Origin of the sequence: Burkholderia glumae LMG 2196 = ATCC 33617 (assembly GCF_000960995.1) — a bacterium.
Classification (GTDB): domain Bacteria; phylum Pseudomonadota; class Gammaproteobacteria; order Burkholderiales; family Burkholderiaceae; genus Burkholderia; species Burkholderia glumae.
The window spans coordinates 762322-780606 of sequence record NZ_CP009434.1; the positions used below are offsets into that span (position 1 = coordinate 762322).

The following is an 18285-nucleotide window of genomic DNA, read 5'->3' on the forward strand; positions in this document are numbered from 1 at the left end:
GCCGATTCATGCCACGCCGGGCCGGCCCGGCCCGGCCCGGCCGCGCCCGGCATGCCTCGACCCGTGCGCGAGGCCGCTGCGCGGCGCCCGGCCCGGGTCCGCGCGGCAGGCTCATTTCGTGATGCCGGTGTCCGGTGCGCCGCACTGGCGATCCGACGGAGGCTCGGGCGCGGCGCCGGACCGCTGCGCGGGGTCCGCGCCGGTGCCGCCCGCGAGCATCGCCGCGGCGATCGCATGGCGGCCCTGCGCGAGCAGGCCGGCGGCGGCGCCCTGCCGGTCGCGCGCCTCTTTGTTCTGGCTCAGCTTCGCCTTGCCTTCGAGCCGCGTGATCTCGATCTCGAGGCCGACGATCGCCGCGAGCAGCGGCTCCAGATAGTCGGCCGGCGCGTCGCCCATCTTCCACGGCACCGGCTGCGCGGCCTCGTGGGTGCGCGTGAGCCGGGCCACCACGCCGCGCACGTAGCGCGTGTCGTCGCGCACCGTGAGGCGGCCGTGGGCGTGGACCACCGCGTAGTTCCAGGTGGGCACCTGGCGATGCGTCTCGTGCTTGCTCGGATACCAGTTCGGCGAGACGTAGGCGTCCAGCGCACGGAAGATCACCAGCACCGGGTCGCCGTCGCGCAACTGCTGCCAGACCGGGTTGGCGCGTGCCACGTGCGCGTGCAGCACGCCGTGCGGGCCGGCCTGCGGGTCGAGGTGGAACGGCAGGTGGTTGGCGTCGAGCCCCTGCGGGCCGTGCGTGACGAGCGCGCCGAACGGATGCGCGGCGATCAGCGCGTGCAATGCCTCGGGGCGCGCTTCGGTGAAATGGGCGGGCAGGTACATGGCGGCTCCGGTGAGGAAAGGGGCGGTGGCGCGGTTGAGCGTGGCTGCATTCTGCGTCGTGTCTGGCTTATGATGAAGGGCCAGTTTTTTGATATTTCAGCAGGCCAGAATCGATGGCACGCACCGCCAAGACGCCGGAAATCCCGTCGCTCGGCCCGCTCGACCGCGCGGCGGGCCAGTTGAGCCGCCAGCTCGCGCAGCGCCTGCGCGAGGCGATCGGGCGCGGCGAGCTGCGCGCCGGCGAAGCGCTGCCCGCCACGCGGCCGCTGGCGGCCGCGCTCGGCGTGGCGCGCGGGACCGTGACCGAGGCGTTCGAGCAGCTGATCGCCGAAGGTTTTCTGGTGGCGCGCGGGCGCACCGGCACCTGGGTGGCGGCGGCCGTGACGCCGGCCGGGAGCGCCGCCCCCGGCGGGCCGCCGGGCGCCGGCGTGCGGCAGGCCGGGGCGGTGCCGCGCGCGGCCGCTGGCGAGCCGCCGGTTCATGCCGCAGGGCGGGCGGCGGTCGGCGGCCGGGCTTCGCCGTCGGTGTCGCCCGTGCCGCTTTCGCCGGGTGGGCTGCCTGCGCGCGGCGAGCCGGCGAGGCCCGCGCGCCTGCCCGGGCCGGCCGCCGCGTTCGCGGCGATCGCCGCCGATTTCGAGCCGCTGCCGCCGGTGCCGTTTGCGGTCTCGGTGCCGGGCGGCCCGACGCTGCCCGGCGCCGCCTGGCGGCGGCTCGGCAACCGCCTGCGCGCGCGCGGCGCCGCGGTGCCGTCCGGTTATGGCGATCCGCGCGGGGTGGCCGCGCTGCGCGAGGCGATCGCCGGCTACGTGCGCCGCTCGCGCTCGGTGCGCTGCGACGCCGAGCAGGTGATCGTGACGAGCGGCACCCAGCAGGGGCTGTTTCTCGCGAGTCAGGTGCTGCTCGGTGCTGGCGATTGCGTCTGGGCGGAGAACCCCGCCTATCGCGGCATCACGGCGATCCTGGAGAGCACCGGCCGGCGCGCCGCGCTGGTGCGCGTGCCGGTGGACGCCGAGGGGCTCGACGTCGAGGCCGGCCTGCGCCTCGCCCCCCATGCGCGCGCGGCCTTCGTCACGCCTTCGCACCAATATCCGCTCGGCATGCCGCTGAGCGTGGCGCGGCGCGCGGCGCTCCTCGACTGGGCGCGGGCCGCCGACGCGTGGATCGTCGAGGACGATTACGACAGCGAACTGCGCTACGCCGGACATCCGTTCCCGGCCATGCAGGGGCTCGACCCGCAGCGCGTCGTCTATCTCGGCACCTTCAGCAAGATCCTGTTCCCGTCGCTGCGGCTTGGCTATGCGATCGTGCCCGCCGCGCTGGCGGCCGCGTTTCGCGGCGCGCGCGTGCTGATGGACCGCCATGCGCCCGAGGCCGAGCAGCACGTGCTGGCCGCCTTCATCACCGAGGGCCATCTCGATCGTCACATCCGGCGCGTGCGTGGCGTCTACGCGGCGCGCCGCGCGCGCTTGATCGCGACGCTCGACGCGGCGCTGCCGCCCGCGCTGGCATGGCGCGGGCCGAGCGACCAGGGCATGCATCTGGTGCTGTGGCTCGCGCCCGGCTGCGACGACCGGCGCGTGGCGGCGCTGGCGCGCGAGGCCGGCGTGGCGGTGCGGCCCGTGTCGCCGATGTACGGGCCCGGCACCGCGCGCCCCGGGCTGGTGCTCGGCTTCGGCGGTTTCGACGAGGCGCGCATGGAGGCGGCGGCGCGGCGGCTCGCGGCGGTGATCGGGCAGGCGGCGCGGGAGTTCGGCCGCGGCTGAGGCCCGGCCGCCGGCGCCGGCGGCGTGTGCGGCCGGGCCGGGGCCGGCTTGGCGGGCCACGGCGCCGGCTGGCCGGCTGCTGGCCGCGCCCGACGTGGCCCGACGCGAATGGACTGCGCTGTTGCCGCGCGGGCCGGGCCGCGCGCGGCCTTCACTCGCCGGCCGGCTGGCGCCGGCCGAACACCGGCAGCCGCCAGCCGAAGTAGAGCGACGACAGGCGGATCGCCACGCATGCGCCGATCGCGAGCCAGGGCGCGAGCACCGGCAGCCAGTTGGTGCGCAGCGAGACGACTTCCACCGTGGCGCCGAAGAGCGCGGCCAGCGCGTAGATCTCGCGCTGCAGGATGGCCGGCACGCGCGAGAGCAGCACGTCGCGGATCACGCCGCCGCCCACCGCGCTGAACATGCCGAGCAGGATCGCCACCTCGGCGCTGCCGCTGTAGGCGAGCGCCTTCTGCGCGCCCGACACGGCGAACAGGCCGAGCCCGATCGCATCGAACAGCAGCACCGGGTAGCGCAGCCGGCGCACTTTCTGATAGGCGGCAACGGTCAGCGCGGCCGCGCCGAGCGAGACCGCCAGATAGCTCCAGTTCGCGAGGCCCGCCGGCGGCACGGCGCCGATGCAGACATCGCGCACGATGCCGCCGCCGCACGCCACGATGAAGGTGACGAACACCACGCCGAACAGGTCGAGCCGGCGCTGGCGCGCGGCCACCGCGCCGCTGATCGCGAACGCGAACGTGCCCGTCAGGTCGAGCACGGCGTAGGCGACGTGGCCGTTCATGCGCGCGCGGCCCTCGGCGCCGCTGCCGGGTGGGCGCAGGCGGGCCGGGTGGGCCGAGTGGGCCGGGTGGGCCGGGTGGGCGGGCGGAGACGGGAGGGCAGGGCAGGCGGGAACATCTCGGCGAGCAGATGGGGAGCGAGGTAACGATGATAGGCAGATGTCCGAAAACTGCAACCGCAACCTCGTCGTGCGATGCGGCCGGGCAAACGGCGGCACCCCGCCTTAGGCCGCGAGTCGCGGCGAGGCAACGGTGGCGCCGGGCGGCCGCGCCGGCGCGGCCATGCGCTGGACGTGCCGAAGCCCCGAAGCGCGGGCCGCCCCGCGCCGGGCCGTCACGCTTGCCGCATCGCCTGCCGGAATGCGGTGGGCGCCACGCCGTGCGCATCGCGGAACCGGTGGCTGAAATGCGCGGCGTTCGCGTAGCCGCATTGCGCGGCCACCTGCGCGAGCGGCAGCGCCGTGCCGCGCAGCAGCGCGCGGGCGCGTGCCAGCCGCTGCTCGGCGATCCAGGCGTGCGGCGGGCTGCCGAACGAAATGCGGAACATCCGCGAGAAATGGTATTCGGACAGCGCCGCGAGATCGGCGAGCTCGCCGAGCGTGATCGGCTGCGCGAGCCGCGTCTCGATGTAGTCGCGCAGGCGCCGCCGCACCGCGGGCGAGAGGCCGCCGGTGCGCGGCAGGCCGGCGCGCAGGGCGCTCTGGCCGCGCATCAGCAGGCTCAGCACGTCGTGGGCGGTCTCGTTCGCGCGCAGCCGGCCGTCCACGTCGTCCCACGATTCCAGCAGCAGCGAGCGGCACAGCTCGGCGATGCGCGGGTCCTCGAAATAGGTGCGATCGGCCAGGCCCATCTCGCGCGGCTCGCGGTCGAGCTCGCGCACGGCGCGCCGCGAGAAGTGCTCGGGCAGGAAGTACAGATGCAGGAAGTGCATCTCGCCGCGCACCCACCAGCGCGATTCGTGGTCGCCCGGCAGCGCGCAGAGCCGGCTCGGCGCGCCGTAGCGCCCCGGCAGCTTCTGCCGCTCGGTGCGGTAGCCGCCCGCGAGGTAGCACGACAGCGTGTGGTGGCCCGGCTGCTCGTAGGCCGTTTCGGCGACCTCGGTGGCGCGCGTCCATTCGGCGACCGCGAGATGGTCGCCGAGCCATGCAAAGCGGTGCAGCTGCGCGTCCGCCTTGGCGAGCGTGCGGCACACCGACTGCATGCCGAACGGCAGGTCGGCCGCGTTCGCGAGTTCGGCGGCGGTGGCGGGCGGCGTGAGGAGGATCGGCGGCGTGGCGCTGGCGGGTTTCATTGGCGCAGTATAGGGGCGCGCGCGCGAGCCGGCCCGGCTGATTTCATCAAGACCGCAATTCCGGACAAGCGCGGCGGCGCGCAGCCCGGCACAGTGCAGGCTGGGAAGCGCCCGGCGCATTCCCGTTCCCGCCACCGCTACTGCCGCGCTACTCATGAATCTTCTGCTTTATGCCGTCACGGTGCTGATCTGGGGCACCACATGGCTCGCCATCAAATGGCAACTCGACGGCGTGCCGCCGTCCGTGTCGATCGCCTGGCGCTTCTGGATCGCCGCCGCCGTGCTGTTCGCCATCCTGCGCCTGCTGCGCCGGCCGATCCGGCCGCCTCGCGAGGCCTGGCGTTTCCTCGTCGCGCAGGGCGTCGCGCTGTTCTGCCTGAACTTTCTGTGCTTCTACTATGCCGAGCAGGTGGTGCCGAGCGGGCTGGTGGCCGTGGTGTTTTCGATCGCGCCGCTGCTGAACGCGATCAACGGCCGGATCTTCCTCGGCCGCCCGCTGCAGCCCACCGCGATCGCCGGCGCGCTGCTGGGGCTGATGGGGATCGGCTGCCTGTTCTATCAGCAGATGGCCGGCCATCTCGGCGACGCGGCCACTTGGCGCGGCCTCGTGATCGCGCTGGGCGGCACGCTGTGCTTTTCCGCCGGCAGCCTGCTGTCGAGCCGGATGCAGGCGATGGGGCTGCACCCGCTCACCACCAACGGCTGGGCGATGCTGATCGGCGCCTCGGTGCTCACGCTCGGCTCGGTCGCGGCCGGGCTGCCGCTCATGCCCGGGACGACGCCGCGCTACCTCGGGGCGCTCGCCTATCTGGCGGTGCCGGGCTCCGTGATCGGTTTCACGTCGTACCTGATGCTGGTGGGGCGGATCGGGCCGGAGCGCGCCGCCTACTGCACGGTGCTGTTTCCGTTCGTGGCGCTGACGGTGTCGACCCTCTTCGAAGGCTATCGCTGGTCGCCGCTCGCGGCGCTCGGGCTCGTGCTGGTGGTGGCGGGCAATCTGGTGGCGTTCGATCTGACGCGGCGCGGGTTGGTGCGGCGGCGCTGCGCGGCGTGAGTGCTTGCCTGATCCGGCGCGGATCGCGGCCGGCGGGATCGGCCTTGCCGCGGCTGCTCCGGCGGGGCCGAGCGCCGTCGCTTCGCAAGCCCCGATGCCGCCGTGCTCGACCGCCCGGCGGCGGACACCTTCACCCCGCGCCGGTGCAGCCCGCGGCGGCGCGCGGCGCACCCGGCCGGCAGCGCCGCATCGCCGCGAAGAAGGCGTCCACCAGCCGGCTGTCGCGCCGCTCGCGCAGGCAGCACACATGGATGTGCGTGCTGACGGGGTCCCCCTCGATCCGCACCGGCCGCAGCCGCGCCTCGTCCGGCACGTACTCCGACAGCGACACGGTGCCCACTCCCAGCCCGCGTGCCACCGCCTCGCGCAAGGCCTCGCGGCTGCCGATCTCCATCGCCACGCGCGGCGTCGCACCGAGCCTGGCGAGCGCATCCTCGAGCGCGCGGCGCGTGGTGGAGCCGGGCTCGCGCATCAGCAGCGGCGTGCTGGCGAGTTCCGCAAGCGAGATCGTGCCGCGCGTCGCGAACGGATGGGCCACGCCCACGAACGCGATCACCGGATAGCTCGCGTAGGGCGCCATCTCGTAGCGTGCGTCGCCGAACGAGCGCGCGATCACGCCGACTTCGCAGGCATAGTCGTCGAGGTCGTTCAGCACGCTCTCCGAGTTGCCGAGCGTGACGGCCAGTTGCAGGCGCGGATGCGCGGCATGGAACGCCTCGATGATCTCGGTCACGTGGAACGGGCTCACGGCGCCGATCCGCAGCATGCCGCGCGTGAGTTCGCCGCTGTCGTGCAGCAGCGAGCGCGCGTCGTGCTCGAGGCCGTGGATCTGCCGCGCGAGCGGCAGGAAGTCGAGCCCGACGGCGGACAGCTCCACGCGCCGGCCGCGCCGGTGGAACAGCTGCACGCCATGTTCCTGTTCGAGCCCCTGAATCTGCGAGGTGACGGTGGTCTGGCTGATCGCGAGCGCGCGGGCCGCGGCGGTGAAGCCGCCGTGCTGGACCACGGCGAGGAAGGCGCGAATCTGCGTCAGGGTCATCGAACGCGGCCGATCGGTTTTTTCGTTGAACAAAGCGGTTTTCACCGGGTATTTCGATCATGGACCGGTCATGTTGCAAATTTATGCTGCCGTCCGTGATCCACCGTTTCCCGGAGCCGAGCATGCCGCAACGATCCGCCCGCCTGGGCGCGTGCCCCCCACCGCGCCCGAGCCGCGCCTATCGCGGCCCGGTCACCACCGCGATCTTCGACTGGGCCGGCACGGTGCTCGATTTCGGCTGCCTCGCGCCGGTCCGGGCGTTTCGCGAGGTGTTCGAGGCGGCCGGCGTGCCGATCAGCGAGGCCGAGGCGCGCGCGCCGATGGGCGCCGCCAAGCGCGAGCACATCGAGCGGATCCTCGCGGACGCCGCCGTGCAGGCGCGCTGGCGCGCCGCACGCGGCGCGGCCCCGACCGATGCCGACGTCGGCGCGCTCTACGCCGCGTTCCTGAGCGCCGACGAGCGCAACCTCGAGCGCTACAGCGACCTGATCCCAGGCGCGCTCGACACGGTCGCGAGGCTGCGCGCGCACGGCATCCGAATCGGCAGCACCACGGGCTATCCGCGCGAGGTCATGAACCGCCTCGCGCCGCTGGCGGCACGCCTCGGTTATCGCCCCGACCACTGCTGCACGGTCAGCGACGTCGCGCGCGGCCGCCCGTTCCCGGACATGTGCCTGGCCAACGCGCTCGCGCTTGGCGCGCCCGACGTGCGCGGCTGCGTGGTGGTGGACGATAGCCCGAGCGGTCTCGCGTCGGGTCTCGCGGCCGGCATGTGGGCGGTGGGCGTGGCGGCGAGCGGCAACGAGGTGGGGCTCTCGCTGGCCGACTGGCACGCGCTCGACGCCGACGCCCGCGCCGTGCGCGTCGGCCCGGCGCGCGAGCGTCTCGAGCAGGCGGGCGCGCACTACGTGATCGACAGCATCGCCGACCTGCCGGGCGTGATCGCCGCGATCGGCGAGCGCCTCGCCGCCGAAGCGCCGGCATGAGCGGCGCGGCCGGCCGGCGCTTCCACACCGGTTCGGCCGACGCCGCCGGCCGGACGCCGCGTGCGGCGACGCTGCCGTGAGGCGCGCGGGCGGCCGCGAAGCGGCACGCCCCATGTGGAGGAGGACGGGCGGCCCGACGGCGGGCCCGGCGGCACCACGCGAGGTCTCGCGCCCTGCCTGTCGTGGCGGCAGGCGGTCAGCGCCGTGCCGGCTTCAGCCCTTCGCGCAGGCCTGGAACGCCTGGTCGAGATCGGCGATCAGGTCGTCGCCGTGTTCGAGGCCGATCGAGACGCGGATCAGCCCTTCCGATACGCCGTCCCGCTCGCGCTGCGCGGCCGATACGCCCGAGTGGGTGGTCGAGGCGGGATGGCAGATCAGCGATTCCGAGCCGCCCAGGCTGACCGCCGACTTGAACAGGTGCAAGGCGTTGATGAAGCGAAACGCCTGCGCGCGCCCGCCGTTCAGCACGAACGCGAAGGTCGAGCCGGCCCCCGTGCAATGGCGCCGGTACACGGCCTGATACGCGTCGTCGGCGATGCATTCGGGATGGAACACCTGCACCTTCTGGTGCGGGTTGCCGGCTAGCCAGCGTGCCACCTGGCTGGCCGTGCGCGTGGCCTGGGTCATGCGCAGCACGACCGTTTCCATCGAGCGCAGCAGCATCCACGACGAATGCGGATCGAGCTGCGAGCCGAACGCGCTGCGAATCGAGCGCACCTTCGTCATCAGCGCGCGCCTGCCCGTCACGCCGCCCGCCACCAGGTCGCTGTGGCCGCCCACGTATTTCGTCAGCGAATAGATCGACAGGTCGACACCGTGCGCGGCCGGCTTCTGGAAGATCGGCCCGAGCAGCGTGTTGTCGCAGACCGAGATCGGACGATAGCCGTGGCGCTGCTCGAACGCATCGATTTCGGCCACCATGCCTTCGAGGTCGATCAGCGAATTGGTGGGGTTCGCCGGCGTCTCGACGTAGACGAGACGCACCGGGCCCTTTTGCGCGGCCGCCTCGAGCGCGTCGCGGATCGAGGCCGGCGCGAGGCCTTTCTGGATCGCGTGCGAGCCGATCCCCCAGTCGGGGAAGATCTTCGAGATCAGCGTCTCGGTGCCGCCGTAGAGCGGCACCGACTGGACGAGCTGGTCGCCGGGGCGCAGGAATGCGAGGAACACCGTGGAGATCGCCGACATGCCGCTGGAGGTGACGACCGCCGCCTCCGAGCCGTCGAGCAGCGCGAGCCGGTCCTCGACGATTTCCAGGTTCGGGTGATTGAAGCGGCTGTAGACCAGGCCGGCCGCCTCGCCCTCGGGCAGCGGCTTGCGGCCCGACACGATGTCGAAGAACTCGGCGCCGTCCTCGGCCGACTTGAACGCGAAGGTGGAGGTGAGGAACACCGGCGGCTTGACCGCGCCCTCGGAGAGGAACGGATCGTAGCCGTAGGACATCATCTGCGTTTCGGGGTGCAGCGGGCGACCGTTCAAATCCTTCTTGTGATAGCTGGAATACGCCATGTTTGTCTCCTCGACCTTGAATGATGGGAGCGCCGGCACGCGCGCGCGGATGCGCGGCGGCTTCGTGCGACGGCAGCATCGCCAGTCAGTGTAGAGTTGCCCGGCCAGAATATTCGTTCCTTTTCGTTCCGGCAAATCCTATAATTTAGAACGATCTTTCCCGTCAGGCCCCCCGATGAAGAAAGCCAGTCCGCGCGTCGAGATCGACGCGACCGATATGAAAATCCTGCAGATCGTGCAGGACAAGGGCAGGCTCAGCAACGCCGAGCTGGCCGAGCAGGTTTCCCTGTCGCCCTCGCCGTGCTGGAAGCGCCTGCGGCGGCTTGAATCGAGCGGCGTGATCCGCGGCTACCGGGCCGAGCTCGACCGGCACGTGCTCGGTTTCAACGTCGTCGCGTTCGTCAGCATCTCGCTCGACAGTCACACGCAGAAAGTGTGCCGCGCCTTCGAGGCCGGCGTGATGGCGATGTCCGAGGTGGTGGCCTGCCACAACACCACGGGCGCGCACGACTACCTGCTGCAGATCCTCGTCGAGGACTTCGAGCGCTATTCCGAGTTCGTGCTGGACCGCCTGCGCACGCTGCCCGGCGTGAAGGAGATGCTGAGCACGGTGTCGATGCGCGAGCTGAAATCGTCGAGCAAGCTCGCGCTGCGCTAGGCGGCGCGTTCGTTGCTACTGCGGTAATGATGCGATCACGGCGGCCGGCGCCTTGCCAGGGGCGCTGCGCGCCGCGGTCGCTTGCTCAGCCCGGTCGAGACGCTGCAGGCAGGCGGGCGTCGTCCAGGCGCAGCGTCCAGCCTCGCGGCGAGCGCGTCAGCCCGATACGCGTGAGCGGTGCGATATCGATCCGCAGCATCGCCTCGGGCGCCGTGCCGAGCGCATGCGCGAGCGCGGCGCGCAGCACGGCCGCATGCGTGACGGCGACGATCGCGGCCGCCTGAGGCGGCAACGCGTCGAGCCACGCGCCGACGCGCCGCAGCACGTCCACGAACGATTCGCCGCCGTGCGGCGCGGCGGCGGGGTCGTCGATCCAGGCTTCCAGCTGTTCCGGCTCGTCCTGCGCGATCGCGACGAGGCGGCGGCCGCGCCAGCGGCCGGCGTGCAGGTCGGCGAGCGCGGGCTCGAGCGCCGTCACGCCCAGACCGAGCGCCTCGGCCGTCTGCCGCGCGCGCCGCGCGGGAGCGCTCAGGATGGTGGCGTCGCGCGGCCAGTGCCAGTGCGCGGCCGCCTGGGCCGAGTCGGCCAGGCCGCGTGCGTCGAGCGGTTCGTCGGCGGGGAAGATGCCGGCACGCAGTTCGGCCGTGGCGGCATGGGCGATCAGATGGATGGTGAGGGGCATGAGGGGATTCTACCGGCTGCGCGCGGCCGGCCTGCATCAGGCGCGACGGCGCCCTCCGGCCGCGATGCCCGCGAGGCCCGCGCGAGCCGGCGCCTGGCGGCGGCCGGCTCCTTTTCACGGTGCGCCGCCAATCGCGGCAGCGCCACGCCGTCCGGGGGCCGGGGCGCTCGCCGCGAGGGTTCTCAGGCCGCCACGCGGAAGAACGAGATCGCTTCCGCCAGTTGACGCCCCTGGCCTTCCAGCGATGCCGATGCGGCCGCCGCTTCCTCGACGAGCGCGGCGTTCTGCTGGGTCACCTCGTCCATCTGCACGATGGCCCGATTCACTTCCTCGATGCCGCCGCTCTGTTCGCCCGAGGCCGTCGCAATTTCTCCCATGATGCCGGTCACGCGCGCGACCGCCTGCGTGACCTCGGAGATGGTGGTGCCCGCCTCCTCGGCCAGTCGCGCGCCCGCCTGGATCTTCTGCACCGATTCGCTGATCAGATCCTTGATGTCTTTCGCCGCACTGGACGAGCGCTGCGCCAGATTGCGCACCTCGCTGGCCACCACGGCGAAGCCGCGCCCTTGCTCACCGGCGCGTGCCGCCTCGACCGCCGCGTTCAGCGCCAGGATATTGGTCTGGAAGGCGATTCCCTCGATGATGCCGGTAATGTCGGCGACCTTCGCCGAGCTTTGATTGATGTCGCTCATCGTCTCCACGACCTGCCCGACCACCGCGCTGCCCTTTTGCGCGATCTCCGACGCCGAGTTCGCCAGCACGCACGCCTGCTGCGCGTTCTGCGCGTTCTGCTTCACCGTGGAGGTCAGCTCGTCCATGCTCGAGGCGGTCTGCTGCAGCGCCGACGCCTGCTGCTCGGTGCGCGACGACAGATCCTGGTTGCCGGCCGCAATCTGGCTGGTACCGGTGGCGATGTTGTCCACCGAGGATTTGACGCGCTCGATCAGTTGCACGAGGCTCGCTTGCATCGTGCCCATCGAGGCCAGCACGCTGCCGCTCGCGGCCAGTTCCGCGCCGCGCACCGGACCGATGTCGCCGCTGGCCACCCGCGTGGACGCGTCCTTCAGGGCGGCCGGCTCCGCGCCGAGCGAGCGGATCAGCCCGCGGGTGATCAGCACGCCCGCCAGCACGGCCATCGCGATGGCCAGCAGGCTGAGCCCGATCAGCAGATTGCGCTGGCTGACGAACCGCTCTTGCGACTGCTGGATCATGTCCGCGGAACGCTGGTTGCTGTAGGCCAGATAATCGTTGACGGCCTTGATCAGGGCGGTGAGCAAGGGCCGGCACTTGACGTCGATCTCCGCGATCGCGGCATCGCGCTGATTGTCGAGGGCGAGCCGGTTGATGTCCAGCGCGACCGGGCGATACTGGGTTTCGACGCGCGATATCTCGGCCGCCAGGCTGCGGCCCTGATCGGTCAGGTTGCTCTCGCTGGCCACCATCGCGTTGAACCGCTCGAGGTTGGCTTCGACGCGTCGCTCGGCGTCTTCCACCGCGGCCTTCTCGATGGCTGTGTCGGCGGGGGTGGTGACCAGCACCAGATTGCGCACCGCCATGGCGCGATCGTCGACGGCGGCCCGGATCGCCTGCGCCAGTTGCGCGCGAGCAGCCACGCCGCTGACGTAGCCTGAGAAGCGCGCGTCGGCCTGGTCCAGCGCGTGCAGCGCAAAGGCGGATACCACCAGCACCAGCGTGGCGAGCAGGCCGAAAGTGCCCACCAACTTCGACCGCATGGTCAGTTTTTCGAGATTCATGTCCTTCCCCGTCTATCGATGGCGATCTGGCGCTGCGTTCGTCGATCACGCGCCGATTGCCCATTCGTTGTCATGCGGCCGTTCTTGACCGTTCGCTTCGCGGCATCCATTCCAACGGATGCCTAAATGATTCGTCTGAAAGCCGGCGTCCTGCCGGCATCCTGTCTGTCCGGTTATCTCGCGACGTTGGCAATCAGCGCGTTGGCCAGCGCGTAGCGCGTCAGATCCGCGTTGGATTTGAAATCGAGCTTTTCCAGCAATCTCGCGCGGTAGCTGCTGATCGTCTTCACGGACAGGCACAGCTCGCTGGCGATGTCCTTCACCCTTTGTCCGTCGGCGAGGCGAACCAGCATCTGCAATTCACGATTCGACAGGTCTTCGTGCCGCTGGCGCTGGCCCAGCAGCAGCCGGTCCGACAGCCCCGCCGCCACGTCCGCCCCGAGAAAGCGCTGCCGGCGGCAGGTTGCATCGATCGCGGCCAGCAGATCGGCAATATCGGCCGAGTGCCGGACATAGCTGGTCGCGCCGGCCCGCAGCATCCGAATCGCGTTGTCGTCGTCGGCGCCCGAGGCGAGCACGAGCAGCGGCACGTCGGGCGCGTGGCTCCTGATTTCCCGCACGCGCTCCGGCGCGTATTCGAGCCGCCCGCTGGCGACCAGCGTGACGAGCTGCGCCGCGCCGACCTCGACATTCCTGATACTCTCGCCCGGCGCGATTTCCGCGACTCTCGCCCCGTTCTTGCTCCGCGCCAGCAATGCGCCGACGCCGAGTCGAAGAATCGGATCGCCGTCGACCACGATAAAATCGTATGAATTCATGGGTGCTCGTTCACAAACTGCAAGGTCCGCGCCCGAATCTCGGGCCTCCTGGGGCGCTGCGCGCGTGATGCCGATCGGCCGCCGTCCGAACGGGTTCGGAACGCCTACGTGATGGCGTGCCGCCGTTGGACGAAGGCTACGATAAGCTCATCCCGCGAAGTATCAAAATTTCCATTTTTATCCGCAGACAACGTTTGCACTAGGGTAAACACTTAGTATTTTTGTGGAAAATATGCGTCTATCGAGTCGATAGACTTTCACTTTTTCCTTTTTTTGGTATGCTTCGAGCCATCCTTTGTACGAACCCGGGCTGCCTGTCCGGGGCGAGGCCGGGCTTGCCGGCCGCGCCGTCGGGACAGGCGGAGTTGGCTCGCGGATGACGTCCGCCAAATCCTGAGCGATGGCGGGCGGGCATCACGGAACGCATGCACGAGACATGGCGTGACTCAGGCTCTACCATGTCGCCCTCGGTTCGCTCTGCACCCGGCGTCGGCGGTTGCCGTGGCGGCGCGCCGACTTGATCTCCACGGCGGCCCGTGCATCGATGGCCGCGCCATGAATGGCGCGCCAATCACGACTGGACGGGAAACGTCGCTGTCGCACAATGGCGATGCGCGGGCCGGCCCGCCTCGCAAGGCTTACGTTCGGGTAGCACGATGACGCAGACGCAAAACAGCGATACCTCCCTTGGCGACGGCCTGGCCATCTTCGCCAAGCAGTCGATCGTCGACCGTGACGGGAAACTGTACGGGCACGAGCTACTGTTCCGCGGCCAGACGGGCACCGCGGCCGCCATCACCGACGACGTGCGGGCGACCACCTGCGTGCTGGAAGCGGCGGTCGGCCATGTCGGCCTCCATCACGTATCGCCGACCGGCATGTTTTTCCTGAATTGCTCCGATGCCTTCCTGATGTCGCCCACGATCCATGTGCTGCCGGCCCATCGCTTCGTGCTGGAGATCCTCGAAACCAGCGCGATGGACCGACGGCTGCTGCGGCGCTGCGAGCAGCTGAGGGCCATGGGCTTTAGCATCGCGCTCGACGATGTCCGCGCGGTGTCGCCGAAGCTGATGGACGCGCTGCCGCTGATGGACATCGTGAAGGTGGACTGGCCGTTCATCGAAGCGCGCGAGCGCGATCTGCTGGTGGAGGTCGTGGTGAACGCCGGCAAGATCGCGCTCGCCGAGAAGATCGAAACCTATGCCGACCGCGACCGCGCCTTGCAGGCCGGCTGCGACTTGCTGCAGGGGTTCTTTTTCAGCCGGCCTCGCATCGTCGCGACCAGGAAACTGCCGCCCGATTTCGATGTCATCGCGCGGGTGCTGCAGGCGATCCTCGACGAGGAAAACCTCGCGGACCTGTCGATCAAGATCGAACAGTGTCCAAAGCTGTGCATCCAACTGCTTCATCTTGCGAACAACTGCGCCGCCACCAAGCAATCGCGGGCGAGGATATCCTCGATCTCGCAAGCCGCCTCGCTGGCCGGCACCAACATGCTGCTGACCTGGTGCGCGCTGCAGCTCTACCAGGGCGGCGCGGACGTGCTGACCGACCCGCTCGCGGATCTCGCGCGGCTGCGCGCCGAGCAGATGAGCGACCTGCAAGCGGCCGAGGGCGCCCCGGCCAACGCGATCACGAAGGCTCGCCTGGTCGGGCTGCTGTCGCTGCTGCACGTCAGCCAGGGCGTGCCGGCCGCGGAACTCTGGCGGCCGATCGCGCTCGATGCCGAGATCAAGCGGGCGCTGATTTTGCAGGAAGGGCCGCTCGGCGCCGCGCTGGCCTCGGTGATCGAGCTCGAACGTGCTTTTTAGGAGCGGCGGCCCTCGGGCCATGCGCGGGTGGCCGAACGCTGGCCTGCGGCGGCTTTCCGGGCGGTTTGGCGCGCCAGTGAGGGGGCGCCGGCAAGGGCCTCACGGCAGGCGCGGTGTGGTTCGACTCACGCTATCCGGAGGCGTCGTCTATCGGGTCGATAGGAAAATCGTGTTGCAACGATTCGATGCCTCTAGATAGTATCCCAGCCAAATATTCCATTATTGAGACTGTGTTCATGAGCATTCCCGAGGAGGATCGTGTACTGACATCGCGGGACGTGGCCCATCGGCTCGGAGTGTCCATCAAGACCGCGCAGGGTTGGATCGAGGCCAACGTTCCGCAGTCCTGGAAAACGCCCGGGGGGCATCGCCGTGCCCACGAGCGCGACGTGCTTGCCGCGCAAATGCGCATGGCCGCGCCGCCGGACCATGACCTCGCGCCGGTGCCGGTCGCCTTCCTGACGAGCGAGTCGACCTGGCGGCACTTTCGCGAACGGCTGGCCGACGTGGACGCCAGGTTCGAGCACGTCGGCGACGCCCTGACCGCCTTGTCCACCGTCGGCCGCATCCAGCCCGCCGTGGTGGTGATCGAGATCTCCGCCACCGACTGGGATCGCGGCCTGGTGGTCAATCATCTGCTATCGGACTCGCACCTGGCCCATGTGGCCGTGATTGCGCTATGCGACGAGCGCGGCCGCGCCCATCTTGCGACGGCTGCGTCGGCGCGTCTGACCGTGCTTGCCCGCGACGCCGAGGCGGCCGCCGCCGAGGCCGTGCGCGCGGCGCTGGTTCCGTTCCTCGATGGCGCGTCCGGCGGCGCGGAGGCGGGCTCGGCCGTCCCCTATCCGGTGGCGCGCAACGAGGCCAAACGCCTGCTTGCCCTGCGGCGTTCCGGCTTGGTGGACAGCCCCTACGAGGACATATTCGACGATACGGCGAGACTGGCGGCCCGCGTGTTTTCGGCGCCGATTGCGCTGATCAGCCTCGTGACCACCGACCGTCAGTGGTTCAAGGCCCATCATGGGCTGGGCGTCAGGGAGACGCCGCGAATCTGGGCATTCTGCAATTACACCATCCTGGGCGATTCGTTCGTGGTGGAAGACGCCCAGCAGGATTCACGCTTCAAGGACAACGTACTGGTCACGGGCGCGCCGCAGATACGGTTTTATGCGGGTGCGCCGCTGCGCGACAGCGACGGCTATGCGCTCGGATCGCTCTGCGTCATCGACCAGGTGCCTCGCAAGGCCAGTGACACGGGGATGGATGCGCTCCGGCTGCTGGCGGATCTGATCTCGTCGCGTATCTGCCTGGCGCAGAAGCTGCGGGAGCAACTGCAGCGCCATCCTTCCGCCTAGCGCGGCCAACACGAGCCGGCAGCGAAGCGTAAGCGGATGGCGCCGGCGGCAGCGGCGGGCATCGGTGCGCGATTCCCGGCAAGACCGAAGACGAGGCAGCGGCCGCTGCCGGTCGCTTCGGCTTCGCCACCCCGAGCAGCACGGCGCCTCGGCGCTGCATCACGCCGGCAGGACGCGAACCGGCGGCCGAGCGCGCGCGATTTACTTGGCCGCCGTCAGCTTGGATTGCTGCCTGACCCAGATGGATGGCGTGACCCCGTAGTAGGCCAGGAAATCGCGTGAAAACTTGGCCGCCGAGGAAAAGCCAAAGGATTTTGAAACATCCCGGATGGTGTAGGTGGTTTGCAGCAATTCGGAGGCCGCGGCCTGCAGCTTCATGATGCGCACGTGCTCCGCAATCGAGCACGACAGGCACTCCCTGAAGCCCATCTCCAGCGTGCGGCGGCTGACCTTGCAATGCTCGACGATGCATTTGACCGGCAACGGGCTTCTGATGTTTTTCTCTATGAAATCCAAGGCCCGCTTCACGTACACCGGCTCGAAGTTCCTTCTGGCCGTCACGTTGTAGTTTTCCGGATTGTCGAGCGAGGACTTGGGCATGAAATCCGAAAAATTGCGAAACATCGGCCGATCCACCATGAGGCTCCTGATTCTGCCGTGCTTCAGCAGCTTCAGCGCGTTCAGCGCGCCCACGCTGTCGCCTATTTGCTCCCGGATCTGCGAGGTGAACTGGATGGATTCGCGCAACACCGTCTCGTACTTGAATTCGGCTGCCAGCGCTTGTGTCCTTTTTAAAATTTCGAGCGCCGGTCCCGCCTTGCCGTGATCGGCAAACAACATCGCGCCATACAGCAGCGCGCTCACGGCGACCGGACGGTCGAGCGACCAGAGGCGGGCCGATAGGTCTTCCAGTTTGGCCACGGCGCGCCCCGAGTCTTCCACGCCTCCGGTCAGACCATAAAGGGCCAGCTCCATCACCTGCGCGCTATTCCAGTGCTTCGCGTCCGGCTGCACCTCTCTGGCCGCGGAAATCTGGCCGGCCAGCGTGTTCCGGTCCGGCGGGGATGAATCCATCTCCGGCACGCTCAGGAAAAACGGCACGCCCCGCCACAGCCGGGGGTGTTCGGTGATGATGTATTTTTCCCAGAGGATCTGCAGGCGAACCCAGGCAATTCGGCCGGTCAGCAAGGACGAGCGACTCGCATTCGGCGCACGCGAATACTTGACCGCTTCATTGATGAACTTGTCGGCGCGCCCAAGATCTCCGAGCTTGGTATAGGCCGTCGCCATTGCCAAGCACGCGATGCAGGCATCGTCTGGTCGCAGCGAGACGCCCTGCAACAGAATTTCCTGAGCGAGCGTGATGGCATTGCTTTCTTCGCCCAGCTCGCATAGTGTGAAAGCAACCAGTGCCCGGGCCGACATGCATTTGTGCAGGTTCTTGTGAACCAGGAAAATCGACTCTGCCTTTTTTAAAAATTCGAGCGTTTCTTTCGGGCAATAGGTCGGGGCCAGGCGATGCGCGAACAGCATCATGGCTTCCGCTTCCAGGAAGCGATCCCCGACCAGCTGTGCCGAGGTTACCGCGCTCATGGCGAGTTCATACTGCATGGTTGCCCCTATTCCCGGGCAAGACTGGAGTTTTTTGATCAGCTCGTAACATTCGAGCCTGCGGCGCCCGATGCGAGACATTGCCATACAAGACCTCTTTCTTTTCTTCCCTCGGCATTTGGCCGGCAACATGGGTGCCGCCGCACCAATCGCCAACTCTTCTCAGGTGCTGCTGAAATGACGATAATGATTTGTTTTTCCCGTGTTTAATTTGCTGCGCTTTATCGCGAAGGCCGATGCCCCCGGATGAACTGAAAAAGACGATCGCAATGCTGCCCCGTAAGAGCGCAATGGCCATCGCCGCCCTGACTGCGGTGGAGGGTGGTTTTGGGAGGCCGGATTTTACATAA

At 69.4% G+C, this 18285-nt stretch carries 16 protein-coding genes; 6 read left to right on the forward strand and 10 right to left on the reverse strand.

The window, feature by feature from the left end:
* Positions 1–111: 111 nt before the first annotated feature.
* Positions 112–825 (reverse strand): FMN-binding negative transcriptional regulator, encoded by a 714-nt coding sequence (locus KS03_RS04535; protein ID WP_015877969.1) that lies wholly within the window; start codon positions 823–825, stop codon positions 112–114.
* Between the two features lie 113 nt (positions 826–938).
* Here KS03_RS04535 and pdxR point away from each other — a divergent pair, with 113 nt between their 5' ends.
* Entirely contained in the window at positions 939–2588 is a 1650-nt protein-coding gene (gene pdxR / locus KS03_RS04540) for a MocR-like pyridoxine biosynthesis transcription factor PdxR (RefSeq protein WP_015877968.1), read from the forward strand.
* A 151-nt stretch (positions 2589–2739) separates the two neighbouring features.
* Here pdxR and KS03_RS04545 read toward each other — a convergent pair whose 3' ends face one another.
* Positions 2740–3372, reverse strand: coding sequence for a trimeric intracellular cation channel family protein (locus KS03_RS04545; protein ID WP_015877967.1), 633 nt, complete (start codon positions 3370–3372; stop codon positions 2740–2742).
* A 332-nt stretch (positions 3373–3704) separates the two neighbouring features.
* Positions 3705–4571, reverse strand: coding sequence for a helix-turn-helix domain-containing protein (locus KS03_RS04550; RefSeq protein ID WP_371821536.1), 867 nt, complete (start codon positions 4569–4571; stop codon positions 3705–3707).
* A gap of 244 nt (positions 4572–4815) precedes the next feature.
* On the opposite strand from KS03_RS04550, the gene KS03_RS04555 reads away from it, so the two are divergent.
* Complete coding sequence (locus KS03_RS04555; protein ID WP_015877965.1) at positions 4816–5715, forward strand: DMT family transporter; 900 nt, start codon at positions 4816–4818, stop codon at positions 5713–5715.
* A gap of 130 nt (positions 5716–5845) precedes the next feature.
* Here KS03_RS04555 and KS03_RS04560 read toward each other — a convergent pair whose 3' ends face one another.
* Positions 5846–6754, reverse strand: coding sequence for a LysR substrate-binding domain-containing protein (locus tag KS03_RS04560; RefSeq protein ID WP_035979173.1), 909 nt, complete (start codon positions 6752–6754; stop codon positions 5846–5848).
* Between the two features lie 122 nt (positions 6755–6876).
* On the opposite strand from KS03_RS04560, the gene phnX reads away from it, so the two are divergent.
* Complete coding sequence (phnX, locus tag KS03_RS04565) at positions 6877–7740, forward strand: phosphonoacetaldehyde hydrolase (protein WP_015877963.1); 864 nt, start codon at positions 6877–6879, stop codon at positions 7738–7740.
* A gap of 213 nt (positions 7741–7953) precedes the next feature.
* On the opposite strand, the gene KS03_RS04570 is transcribed toward phnX, so the two are convergent.
* Positions 7954–9246, reverse strand: coding sequence for a cystathionine gamma-synthase family protein (locus tag KS03_RS04570; RefSeq protein ID WP_015877962.1), 1293 nt, complete (start codon positions 9244–9246; stop codon positions 7954–7956).
* A gap of 175 nt (positions 9247–9421) precedes the next feature.
* On the opposite strand from KS03_RS04570, the gene KS03_RS04575 reads away from it, so the two are divergent.
* Positions 9422–9904, forward strand: coding sequence for an Lrp/AsnC family transcriptional regulator (locus KS03_RS04575; RefSeq protein WP_015877961.1), 483 nt, complete (start codon positions 9422–9424; stop codon positions 9902–9904).
* Positions 9905–9989: 85 nt separating this feature from the next.
* Here the strand turns inward: KS03_RS04575 and KS03_RS04580 are convergent, their stop codons facing one another.
* The 3 genes from KS03_RS04580 to KS03_RS04590 all read right to left on the reverse strand — a co-directional run bounded on the left by KS03_RS04580 (position 9990) and on the right by KS03_RS04590 (position 13158).
* Complete coding sequence (locus KS03_RS04580) at positions 9990–10586, reverse strand: histidine phosphatase family protein (RefSeq protein ID WP_015877960.1); 597 nt, start codon at positions 10584–10586, stop codon at positions 9990–9992.
* Positions 10587–10768: 182 nt separating this feature from the next.
* The gene (locus KS03_RS04585) at positions 10769–12340 is read right to left on the reverse strand and encodes a methyl-accepting chemotaxis protein (RefSeq protein ID WP_015877959.1); all 1572 of its coding nucleotides are present in this window, start codon (positions 12338–12340) and stop codon (positions 10769–10771) included.
* A 173-nt stretch (positions 12341–12513) separates the two neighbouring features.
* Positions 12514–13158 carry a response regulator transcription factor gene (locus KS03_RS04590; RefSeq protein WP_015877958.1) on the reverse strand — a complete coding sequence of 215 codons (645 nt, stop codon included), beginning with the start codon at positions 13156–13158 and terminating at the stop codon, positions 12514–12516.
* Positions 13159–13814: 656 nt separating this feature from the next.
* Between KS03_RS04590 and KS03_RS04595 the strand changes: the two genes are divergently transcribed.
* Positions 13815–14969 (forward strand): EAL and HDOD domain-containing protein, encoded by a 1155-nt coding sequence (locus KS03_RS04595; RefSeq protein ID WP_015877957.1) that lies wholly within the window; start codon positions 13815–13817, stop codon positions 14967–14969.
* 236 nt (positions 14970–15205) lie between these two features.
* Entirely contained in the window at positions 15206–16324 is a 1119-nt protein-coding gene (locus KS03_RS04600) for a GAF domain-containing protein (RefSeq protein WP_015877956.1), read from the forward strand.
* Positions 16325–16525: 201 nt separating this feature from the next.
* Here KS03_RS04600 and KS03_RS04605 read toward each other — a convergent pair whose 3' ends face one another.
* Positions 16526–17935, reverse strand: coding sequence for a helix-turn-helix domain-containing protein (locus KS03_RS04605; protein ID WP_230674483.1), 1410 nt, complete (start codon positions 17933–17935; stop codon positions 16526–16528).
* On the reverse strand, positions 17925–18233 hold the full coding sequence (locus tag KS03_RS32165) for a hypothetical protein (protein ID WP_162486897.1): 309 nt from the start codon (positions 18231–18233) through the stop codon (positions 17925–17927). The genes KS03_RS04605 and KS03_RS32165 overlap by 11 nt, the downstream gene beginning before the upstream one ends.
* Between the last annotated feature and the right edge of the window lie 52 nt (positions 18234–18285).

What these genes read in the sequence shown, in the direction of transcription:
- KS03_RS04605 (WP_230674483.1), bottom strand. Translation starts at nt 17,935, where the DNA reads ATGCAGTATGAACTCGCCATGAGCGCGGTAACCTCGGCACAGCTGGTC.
- KS03_RS04545 (WP_015877967.1), bottom strand. Translation starts at nt 3,372, where the DNA reads ATGAACGGCCACGTCGCCTACGCCGTGCTCGACCTGACGGGCACGTTC.
- KS03_RS04550 (WP_371821536.1), bottom strand. Translation starts at nt 4,571, where the DNA reads ATGCAGTCGGTGTGCCGCACGCTCGCCAAGGCGGACGCGCAGCTGCAC.
- KS03_RS32165 (WP_162486897.1), bottom strand. Translation starts at nt 18,233, where the DNA reads ATGGCCATTGCGCTCTTACGGGGCAGCATTGCGATCGTCTTTTTCAGT.
- KS03_RS04590 (WP_015877958.1), bottom strand. Translation starts at nt 13,158, where the DNA reads ATGAATTCATACGATTTTATCGTGGTCGACGGCGATCCGATTCTTCGA.
- KS03_RS04575 (WP_015877961.1), top strand. Translation starts at nt 9,422, where the DNA reads ATGAAGAAAGCCAGTCCGCGCGTCGAGATCGACGCGACCGATATGAAA.
- KS03_RS04535 (WP_015877969.1), bottom strand. Translation starts at nt 825, where the DNA reads ATGTACCTGCCCGCCCATTTCACCGAAGCGCGCCCCGAGGCATTGCAC.
- KS03_RS04585 (WP_015877959.1), bottom strand. Translation starts at nt 12,340, where the DNA reads ATGAATCTCGAAAAACTGACCATGCGGTCGAAGTTGGTGGGCACTTTC.
- KS03_RS04570 (WP_015877962.1), bottom strand. Translation starts at nt 9,246, where the DNA reads ATGGCGTATTCCAGCTATCACAAGAAGGATTTGAACGGTCGCCCGCTG.
- phnX (WP_015877963.1), top strand. Translation starts at nt 6,877, where the DNA reads ATGCCGCAACGATCCGCCCGCCTGGGCGCGTGCCCCCCACCGCGCCCG.
- KS03_RS04560 (WP_035979173.1), bottom strand. Translation starts at nt 6,754, where the DNA reads ATGACCCTGACGCAGATTCGCGCCTTCCTCGCCGTGGTCCAGCACGGC.
- KS03_RS04580 (WP_015877960.1), bottom strand. Translation starts at nt 10,586, where the DNA reads ATGCCCCTCACCATCCATCTGATCGCCCATGCCGCCACGGCCGAACTG.
- KS03_RS04600 (WP_015877956.1), top strand. Translation starts at nt 15,206, where the DNA reads ATGAGCATTCCCGAGGAGGATCGTGTACTGACATCGCGGGACGTGGCC.
- KS03_RS04595 (WP_015877957.1), top strand. Translation starts at nt 13,815, where the DNA reads ATGACGCAGACGCAAAACAGCGATACCTCCCTTGGCGACGGCCTGGCC.
- KS03_RS04555 (WP_015877965.1), top strand. Translation starts at nt 4,816, where the DNA reads ATGAATCTTCTGCTTTATGCCGTCACGGTGCTGATCTGGGGCACCACA.
- pdxR (WP_015877968.1), top strand. Translation starts at nt 939, where the DNA reads ATGGCACGCACCGCCAAGACGCCGGAAATCCCGTCGCTCGGCCCGCTC.